General features: G+C 38.6%; 6 protein-coding genes and 2 other annotated features. Of the genes, 1 reads left to right on the top strand and 5 read right to left on the bottom strand.

Features of this window, described 5'->3' with window-relative positions; translation table 11 throughout:
* The 5 genes from trpF to trpE form a co-directional block, all read right to left on the bottom strand.
* A partial coding sequence (trpF, locus tag AC1DTM_RS16120; protein WP_477000474.1) for a phosphoribosylanthranilate isomerase occupies positions 1-253 on the bottom strand: 253 nt, incomplete at its 3' end.
* On the bottom strand, positions 250-1011 hold the full coding sequence (trpC, locus tag AC1DTM_RS16115) for an indole-3-glycerol phosphate synthase TrpC (protein WP_002158846.1): 762 nt from the start codon (positions 1009-1011) through the stop codon (positions 250-252). The genes trpF and trpC, both read right to left, overlap by 4 nt.
* Position 1012: 1 nt before the next feature.
* Positions 1013-2038, bottom strand: coding sequence for an anthranilate phosphoribosyltransferase (trpD, locus tag AC1DTM_RS16110; protein WP_016104197.1), 1026 nt, complete (start codon positions 2036-2038; stop codon positions 1013-1015).
* Positions 2035-2622 (bottom strand): aminodeoxychorismate/anthranilate synthase component II, encoded by a 588-nt coding sequence (locus AC1DTM_RS16105; RefSeq protein WP_002158848.1) that lies wholly within the window; start codon positions 2620-2622, stop codon positions 2035-2037. Before AC1DTM_RS16105 ends, trpD begins: the two co-directional genes overlap by 4 nt.
* A complete protein-coding gene (gene trpE, locus AC1DTM_RS16100; RefSeq protein ID WP_477000473.1) occupies positions 2619-4037 on the bottom strand; it encodes an anthranilate synthase component I in 1419 nt (472 codons plus the stop codon). The genes AC1DTM_RS16105 and trpE overlap by 4 nt, the downstream gene beginning before the upstream one ends.
* Before the next feature lie 51 nt (positions 4038-4088).
* Positions 4089-4334 (bottom strand) — a binding site (T-box leader).
* Between the two features lie 63 nt (positions 4335-4397).
* Positions 4398-4636: a binding site (T-box leader), on the bottom strand.
* 306 nt (positions 4637-4942) lie between these two features.
* Here trpE and putP point away from each other — a divergent pair.
* Positions 4943-6421, top strand: coding sequence for a sodium/proline symporter PutP (gene putP / locus AC1DTM_RS16095; RefSeq protein ID WP_256416068.1), 1479 nt, complete (start codon positions 4943-4945; stop codon positions 6419-6421).
* Positions 6422-6466: the final 45 nt, after the last annotated feature.

The raw sequence follows: 6466 nt of genomic DNA, 5'->3' as shown, positions 1-6466 counted from the left end.
CTTCATCCCCATGTAGTTGCACATGCGTTAACCCGCACTCCTCTGCAATTTTCTGGATCACTTCTACCGATTCATTTACGAAAACACCGACCTTGAAAACGTGTGCTGGAATTTCCCCAATAATTTCTTTCGCTTGCCCTGGAGTGATTTGGCGTTTACTTTCTGCAAAAACGAATCCGATTGCATCTGCGCCATATTCACACGCACTTTTCGCTGTTTCCATATCAGTGATGCCGCAAATCTTCACTTTCATATGCTCACCTTACAGTCTTCAAAAAAGGTACTGATAGAAGATGATGTCATAAGCGCTTCTCCGACTAATACGCCTTTGGCACCAGCTCGTTTGACTCTGATGATATCTTCTTTTGAATGAATACCACTTTCACTAATCCAAAGCAGATTTTCCTCATTCAGTCGTTTTCCGAGTTTTTCAGTTTGGCTTAAATCTACTTCAAACGTTTTTAAATTACGGTTATTAATTCCGATAACGTGCGGATTTAATCGGGTTGCAATTTCTAATTCCTGTTCATCATGAACTTCAACTATCGCTTCTAATCCCATTTCTAGTACGTAGTTATAAAGCTCTTTTAATTTCTCTTTTGACAATGCTGCAACGATTAATAAAATAAGATCTGCACCAGCTTCATACGCCCTATCAATTTGAATCTTATCAATTATAAAATCTTTGCATAAAAGCGGAATGTTACTTTCTGCTCTTGCAGTTTGTAAGTCGTGAAAAGATCCTTTAAAAAATTGACCGTCTGTTAAAACAGAAACCGCTCCAGCGCCGCATTCTTCATATGTTTTTACTTGTTTTGGTACATCAACGTGTAAGTTTATATCGCCTTTTGATGGAGACGCTCGCTTTACCTCGGCGATTACAGTAAATTGCTCTAAAGCTTTTACAAGTGAGTGTGTTTTCCTTTTTTCTTTCACTGGTGAATATGTTTCATATAACTCCGCAACTTCTACTTTCTTCTGCTCTACAATTTTGTCTAAAATCGTCCCCACTTTAATTCACCCTTTCTAATTTTTCATGGCTTGCTGTAATTAATAAGTTTAATTTTTCTAATGCTTTTCCGGAGTCAATGCTATGTGCCGCTAGTTTAATTCCTTCTTCAATCGTTTCCGCTTTTCCGTTTGCGAAAAGAGCAAGCCCTGCATTTAGTAAAACGGTATCGCGGTATACACTTTTTTCTCCGCTCAATACTCCGAGCGTAATTTTTGCGTTTTCTTTTGAATTTCCGCCTCTAATTTCCTCATTTTTCACTCTTGAAAAACCGTAGTTTTCTGGTGCAATACTCATTTCAATTATTTCATTGTCTTTTAAAATAGCGACGCAGTTTTCTCCTTGTAATGATGCTTCATCTAAAAATCCACTTCCGTTTACGACGAGCGCTTGTTTTCTGCCTAGTTTCTGCAATACTTCCGCTACCGGCAATAACATATCTCGTTTATAAATACCGACAAATTGTGTTTCTAAATTAACCGGATTCGTCAACGGTCCAATTAAGTTAAAGATCGTCGGAACGTTTAATTCTTTTCTTATTTTCATAATGCGTCTTAATGCTGGATGCATCGCTGGTGCAAATAAGAAGGCAATCCCTACATTTTCTAATAAGTAGTCAATCTCACCTGGCGTACAACTAATGTTTACACCGAGTTCTTCTAATAAATCAGCACTTCCTGTTTTACTAGAAACAGCGCGGTTTCCATGTTTCGCAACCTTTACACCAGCTCCGGCAAGTACAAATGCCGATGTTGTACTAATATTGAATGTTTGCGCACCGTCACCACCCGTTCCGCAATTGTCCATCGCGCCTTTTATATGATTTGAAAACGGTAATGCCTTTTCGCGAAGAGCACGAACGAGACCGTATATTTCTTCTGCTGTTTCGCCTTTCGCTTTCAGCAATACTAAGAAAGCTGCAACTTCACTTTCCAATATGTTGTCACTTAATAAAAGAAGTCCCGCTTCATACATTTCCTCTTCTGTTAAATGTTGTCCCTCTACTAACTTTCGAAGATAACTGTTCATACTCTCTCCTCCTCTTTCACTTCTGCTAAAAAGGCACGTATTAACTTTCCGCCTTCTTCTGTTGCAATTGATTCTGGGTGAAACTGTAATCCGAAGAGCGGATAATAATTGTGACGAACTGCCATGATTTCTCCGTCATCCATCGCTGTCGCGAGTATGTCAAAACACTGCGGCAAACCATTTTGCGCTGCGACGAGTGAATGGTAACGCATCGCTGTTAGCGGCTGCGTAACGTACGAAAAGATTGACGTTCCGTTATGTTTCACACGCGATGTTTTTCCGTGTTTAATACGCTCTGCTCTAACAATTTCTCCTCCAAATGCGGATATGATTGCTTGATGGCCAAGGCAAATTCCTAAGATGGGAACGTTCTTATAAAAGTGACGAATAACATCGATACAAATTCCAGCATCTTCTGGTTTTCCAGGTCCTGGTGATAGCACAATTCCTTTCGGCTTCATCTCCTCTAATTGTTCAATTGTTATTTGATCATTTCTTACTACAACAATTTCTTCCTCGTACTCGCCTAATAGTTGATACAAGTTATATGTGAATGAATCATAATTATCGATCAGTACAATCATTTCATAACCTCCAAAAGCGCTCTCGCTTTATTTAATGTTTCTTCATATTCAGCTACAGGGTCTGAATCGTAGACGATACCCGCTCCTGCCTGAACGTACGCTTTCTCATCTTTTACAACCATCGTTCGAATTGCTAGCGCCATATCAAGATTTCCTGAGAATGAAATATATCCAACTGCTCCGGCGTATACATTTCTTTTTTCATGCTCTAACGTATTAATAATTTCCATCGCCCTTATTTTCGGAGCGCCTGATACTGTGCCAGCTGGTAAACAATACGCTAATGCATCAAATCCACTCATTTGTTTTCGCAATGTTCCGTAAACTTCAGATACAATGTGCATAACGTGAGAGTATTTCTCTACTTTCATATATTTATCTATTGTCACAGAGCCAATTTCACTTACTCTGCCAATATCATTTCGGCCTAGATCCACAAGCATCATATGCTCCGCCCGCTCTTTCTCATTTCCTAACAGTTCTTTTTCGATTTCCTCATCTTCCTGCTTCGTTTTCCCTCTCGGCCTCGTACCGGCAATTGGGTTTGTCATCACCTTATCGTCTCTTACTGATAGTAAACTTTCTGGCGAAGAGCCAAGCACAACATAATCTTGAAAATCGATATAGAACATATATGGTGATGGATTTGCAATTCGAAGTTTCCGGTATAATGCAAATGGATCTCCTTTACATTCACTTTGCAAACGCTGGGATAATACAACTTGAAAAATATCTCCTGCCCGAATGTATTCTTTCGCTGTTTCTACCATTTCACAAAATTCTTTTTCAGTTACTGAAGAAGTGAATGATAAAGATGATATTACTTCACTCACCTTCTCTTCTTCTCCGTTTAGCACTTCTTCTTTGTATCGTTGCAATCTCTCGTATACTTCCTCATAAGAAGCTGATTCATCTTCCTTGCATACATATACAAACGATAGTTTTTGGCGTAAATGATCGTAAACGATAAACTCGCTATACAGTAAAAGGTGTACTTCTGGAATATTTAATGGATCATGTAAGTCTACTCCTATATTTTCATACTGCCGAATTACGTCATAACCGATATAACCAACTGCTCCTCCGCAAAATGGGAATGGACTTTCTACTAGCGATGGTGCGATTACCTCTTCTAACACTTGCAGTACGTTACCTTGCAGCTTTTCTGTTTGGCTGTAAATCGTTCGTTCCACTTCCGTACCAACACTTTTCACTTCACCATACGGATTACATCCTAAGCAAGAATAGCGTCCTTTATCTTGATGAAGCTGTGAGCTTTCTAGTAAAAACTTCTTCTTCCCTTTCATACGTCTATATAAAGAAATTGGCGTAATGCTATCTCCTTCTTCTTCAGCGATTACTAAAAATGTTYTTCCTTGTTCTTTTTGCTTCATAAATTCCTCTTTTGTCATCATGCCTTTCACCTCACTCTGAAAAATAAAAAAGTCCCCTACATATCGAAATATGTAGAGGACGATAAATTTACCGTGGTACCACCTCAGGTTGGACGCAAAAGCATCCCGCTTTATTCAGGTACAAAATATATACCTTATCCTTGTAACGGCGGAACCCGGGTTGCCTACTGAAAACAATTGTTCAGCATACCTCTCGTAAGCCCATTCCGTATATGGCACCGTACCGGGCTCCCACCTGTCCCCGGCTCTCTGTAACGTCTCCAAGTATACGTACTCTTCTTACTTAAACGATTTAACTTATTTAATTTTTATAGGGCGTTCAACAATTTTTTGTACACAAAAAGGGAGTACTCATCCTATAGAAAGGACGGGTACTCCCGTGGTGCCACCTTAATTCGTTACGAATGTAACGCACTTTGCCGTATCAAAAAATAATACGTGTCTCTTGTATCGATGAGATCATGTCGCCAAAGCCTACTTCTTTCGTTTCGGTTTGGAAGCTCCGAAGCCCATTCCACATCAATCCCATACTGATTCGCACCAACCATCAGCTCTCTGACATGTTCATCATGTGTACTCTTCTTCATCAACGCTTGCATTTTTTTAAGTTGCACTCATTATATTCCTCATGTTTCTAATAAGTCAATACTTTTTCCGAAAAAAATATTATTTCTTCATTCGATATTATATTGACAAAACAACCTGTTTTTATGTAAAAATAATAAATACTCTATTAAAATTAAGGTTTTTTGCCAGAAAGTTATATATCCCAAAAGTAAAGAGATGTCAAAAAACGCTTAAATTTCAGAAAATTCTTATTTGCGCATGGATTTTTCTGAATAATCATGATAGATTATAAATATGCAAAATGCATCAAAAGACATGACAAAAGGAAGGGGAACTACATGAGTACGCAGATGTTAATTTTAACTTCTATCTCTATTTACATGCTCGGGATGCTAGTTATCGGCTATTTTGCCTATAAACGAACGTCCAACTTAACAGATTATATGCTTGGCGGGCGTACACTAGGCCCCGCAGTAACAGCATTAAGTGCTGGAGCAGCTGATATGAGCGGTTGGCTTTTAATGGGCTTACCCGGTGCAATGTTTAGCGTTGGATTAAGTAGTAGCTGGATTGCGATTGGCCTAACACTTGGCGCATACGCAAACTGGATCTATGTCGCTCCTCGCTTACGTACCTACTCAGAAATTGCAAACAACTCTATTACTATTCCAGAATTTTTAGAACACCGTTTCCACGACAAATCTCATATGCTACGCCTCGTATCTGGACTTGTTATTATGATTTTTTTCACATTTTATGTAGCTTCAGGATTTGTTTCCGGCGCTGTATTATTCGAAAATTCATTTGGACTCAATTACCATGTTGGCCTTCTTATCGTTGGAAGTGTTGTCGTAGCTTACACATTATTTGGTGGATTTTTAGCTGTAAGTTGGACAGACTTCGTACAAGGAATCATTATGGTAGTCGCTCTTATTCTTGTTCCAATCGTAACAATTATGCATGTAAACGGACTTGGTCCAGCATTTGACACTATTAGATCTATCGATCCAACATTATTAGATATTTTTAAAGGCACTTCTGTATTAGGCATTATTTCATTATTCGCATGGGGCCTTGGTTATGTTGGACAACCTCATATTATCGTACGCTTTATGGCAATTTCGTCTGTAAAAGAAATTAAAAGCGCACGCCGAATCGGTATGAGCTGGATGATTTTCTCTGTTGTCGGAGCTATGTTTACTGGTCTTATCGGTATCGCATACTATTCAAAAGCGGGTTTAAAACTTTCTGACCCAGAAACGATTTTCGTTGAACTTGGCAGTATTTTATTCCATCCGCTTATTACTGGATTTTTATTAGCGGCCATTTTAGCAGCTATTATGAGTACAATCTCTTCTCAACTTCTCGTTACTTCAAGTGCAGTAACAGAAGACTTATATAGAACATTCTTTAAGCGCGATGCTTCTGATAAAGAACTTGTATTTGTCGGTCGTATGGCTGTTCTTGGTATTGCTTTAATTGGGTGTGCATTAGCGCTTAAACAAAATGATACGATTTTAGCTCTTGTTGGATATGCTTGGGCTGGATTTGGTTCTTCATTTGGACCTGCCATTTTATTAAGCTTATATTGGAAACGTATGACGAAGTGGGGCGCGCTTGCTGGTATGATCTCTGGTGCTGCTACTGTTATTATATGGACACAGTTTAAATTCTTAAAAGATTTCTTATATGAAATGATTCCTGGTTTCGCTATTAGTTTAATAGTGATCATAATTGTTAGTTTACTAACTAAACCTTCAAAAGAAGTTGAAGAGCAATTTGAGAATTTTGAAAACCAACATAGTCATAATCTATAAAAAGAAAGCTCTGCTGTTACGATAACAGCAGAGCTTTCTTTTTAC

The organism is Bacillus sp. P4_D3 (genome assembly GCF_056401855.1).
Note: the sequence above shows the minus strand (reverse complement) of the source record. Positions and strands in the feature narration are given on the sequence as shown.

Bases quoted from the DNA above. Each gene is read 5' to 3' on its own strand.
- AC1DTM_RS16105 (WP_002158848.1), bottom strand. From the start codon at position 2,622: ATGATTGTACTGATCGATAATTATGATTCATTCACATATAACTTGTAT.
- putP (WP_256416068.1), top strand. From the start codon at position 4,943: ATGAGTACGCAGATGTTAATTTTAACTTCTATCTCTATTTACATGCTC.
- trpD (WP_016104197.1), bottom strand. From the start codon at position 2,038: ATGAACAGTTATCTTCGAAAGTTAGTAGAGGGACAACATTTAACAGAA.